The sequence below is a fragment of the Muriicola sp. genome (genome assembly GCF_049669965.1).
Classification (GTDB): Bacteria; Bacteroidota; Bacteroidia; order Flavobacteriales; family Flavobacteriaceae; genus Muriicola.
In genome coordinates, this window is record NZ_JBATLB010000150.1 from 1 (window position 1) to 2,061 (window position 2,061).

Sequence of the window (2,061 nt, forward strand, 5' to 3'; positions counted from 1 at the left end):
ACATCATTATTTTAACAAGCTCTCTATCACCTATCAAACGGAGATGTGGAGCCGACTGCTGATCACCCTGGTATTCCTGTTATTTAGTCCCTGGGAACCTGCCCTTTCCGTTGCCATAGGGATCGGATTTTCCTTTCTTTTCGGTTTAATCCCTTCAGATATAAAAGGCATTTCAATTGCCAGACCTTCAATGTTATCATCTGAAAATACGAAACAGGTAAATAAGTTCATTATACTAACGCTTTGCTATGAGATCACGCAGATCATTATAAACAATAGTGATGTCTTAATGGTAAAGCATTATTTCAGCCCAAATGAGGCAGGATTATATGCCTCTCTGGCGCTAATTGGCAGGGTGGTATACTTTGTGGCCTGGATGTTTGTAATGCTCCTCTTGCCTGCAGTAGTTCAAAAAGAAAAAGATGGAGAAGCCACCGCCCCGGTATTATTTAAATATGTTGGTTACGTTGCCCTTCTTTCCCTGACCATCATAACCTCATGTTATTTTTTCCCGGAATTGATCATTAAACTGATGTTTGGGGATGCCTATTTTTCAATGGCAGCTTTATTGTGGCAATATGCAGTTGCTACATCACTCTTTGCTATCGGGAATATATTTGCCTACTATTTCTTATCCCTGGATCATTATGTCCCCGTAATTATTTCAGGAGTTTTAGGGTTATCTCAGATAGTACTCATAAGCGTTCTGCATAAATCCCTAGAGCAAATTGTACAGTTACAGATCCTTGTAATGGTGATTTTACTGATCTCCCAAATTATTTATTTTCTATATAAGAAGCGAAGTTTATAAACGCCTTCTGTTCAAAAATGTCAGGGTCGGATCTTTTAATAGTTCCGACCTTTTTTTGTCTCTATCCGGTTTATATCCGGAGACCTATCAAAGATGTTTAGGGTCCATAAAGCTCCAAAAAATACAGGACCCCAATTTCTGCTTACCGACACTGCTTTTCCTTTCGTCTACAGTAAGGATGCAGTGAGCTTCTAAGAGCCTGTATTCACTGCCTTTTATAAGATATTTGCCCTGTAAATAAAATATTAATCTTAGTACTTAACCTATGAAATTAGCAATCGTAACCGCGTATCCACCTAGTAAAGTAACCTTAACTGAATATGGGTACCATTTAGTAAAACACTTCCGTTTACAAGACGATGTAACGGAGATCGTATTGATCACTGACAGAACAATAGAAGAAAAAGATCTGTCCTTTGAAGGTATAGGCTGTAAAATAACAGTAAAAGAAAGCTGGAGTTTTAATAGTTATACAAACCTATATCACATCAATAAGGCAATCTCAGAAACCAAGCCCGATGCCGTTTTATTTAACCTTCAATTCCTAAAGTTTGGCGATAAGAAAATACCGGCAGCTTTAGGCCTCTTGGCACCTTTTATCTGCAAAGTAAGACGTATCCCAACCATTTCACTTATTCATAATATTCTGGAACAAGTTGATCTTGATAATGCTGGAATAACCCAGAACAAATTGTTACAAAAGGTGTATAATGTAATTGGGACCATGTTAACCCGATTTGTATTAGCTTCCGATGTTGTAGCAGTCACCATAAGCAAATATGTTACTATTCTGGAAAAGAAATACAAAGCACGCAATATTGCACTGATACCTCACGGATCCTTTGAAACACCTCCTGAACCCGATTATAACTTGCCACAAGGACCAAAACAAGTGATGGCCTTTGGTAAATTTGGCACCTATAAGCGTGTTGAGATCATGATTGAGGCCGTAGAATTGATCAGAAGCAGAACCAGGGAAGACATAGAAATTGTAATTGCCGGTACTGATAGCCCAAACACTCCCGGGTCTCTTAAATCTATGGAGGAAAAATATGCATCCGTAACGAACTTACGATTTACCGGGTATGTTGCCGAGGAAGATGTACCCACTATCTTCGGAGATAGCGCTGTAGTGGTATTTCCTTACACCTCTACGACCGGTAGCTCAGGTGTTTTGCACCAGGCAGGTAGTTACGGAAAAGCCGTGGCATTACCAGATCTTGGAGATCTTGGCGTTCTGGTCCGCGAAG

The 2,061-nt window shown here is 39.6% G+C and carries 2 protein-coding genes; both read left to right on the top strand.

Translation table 11 applies throughout. The annotated features are described in order from the left end of the window. On the top strand, positions 1-811 hold an 811-nt coding region (locus WBM49_RS08160), incomplete at its 5' end, for an oligosaccharide flippase family protein (protein WP_424371560.1). Between the two features lie 265 nt (positions 812-1,076). Next, on the top strand, positions 1,077-2,061 hold a 985-nt coding region (locus WBM49_RS08165; protein WP_424371561.1), incomplete at its 3' end, for a glycosyltransferase.